Source organism: Pseudomonas sp. Colony2, assembly GCF_019382755.1.
Classification (GTDB): domain Bacteria; phylum Pseudomonadota; class Gammaproteobacteria; order Pseudomonadales; family Pseudomonadaceae; genus Aquipseudomonas.
In genome coordinates this window covers 702,159-702,790 of sequence record NZ_CP080030.1, presented here as the reverse complement: position 1 = coordinate 702,790, position 632 = coordinate 702,159, and the positions used below count along the sequence as shown (strand labels likewise).

Here is a 632-nt window from a genome sequence, read left to right as displayed (position 1 = left end):
ATCGTGCACCCGATCAGCCAGTAACTCCGCCAGCTCGATCAACTGAGCGACGCCCAACAACTCCTCTCGCTTCGATCCTTCCAGGCTAAACGCCAAGTCGCAACTCAGCGCATTGGCCGAGGCGAGTGTTTCAATGAGGTTGACCAATAGGTCTTCGGTGCTGATTCCGTCGGCTACGGTGAACAGCCGAAAGGGGGGATTGGGGGTAGGTTTAATCATTGTGAAGCTCCGGAGATGTACAAAGGAGCTGCCACTGATCGCCGCGACGCGATGGGGGTGGCAGCTGTGCGCAGGTTCGCGGACCGGCTCTCCAGAACACCGGCATACCCGAAGGTATCCCGCGCACAGCCACCATAGCGCCGCACAGTAGACGATAAAAAAGCGTCAACTGAAAGCAGACGATGGCGCTTTTGCGCCTGAAGAAATCCGGGCCGCGACGCCCGAACACTGAGTTTGCAGTGGTGTTCGGAGACTAGAGATTGAGTTTCCCAAGGACAACCGCCAATCACTGTCGGAAATTTCTGTGGAGGGCCTCCACATTCGAATCGAACACAATCCAAACTGTGGGAGCTGGCTTGCCTGCGATAGCATCACCTCGTTCCAGCAGGAAGACCGAGTCGCCTGTATCGCAA

The 632-nt window shown here is 56.6% G+C and carries 1 protein-coding gene; it reads right to left on the bottom strand.

Annotation, left to right across the window (positions count from 1 at the left end):
- Positions 1–219: DUF6124 family protein (locus JV201_RS02895; protein WP_219406480.1), on the bottom strand; the 219-nt coding region annotated here is incomplete at its 3' end.
- Positions 220–632: the final 413 nt, after the last annotated feature.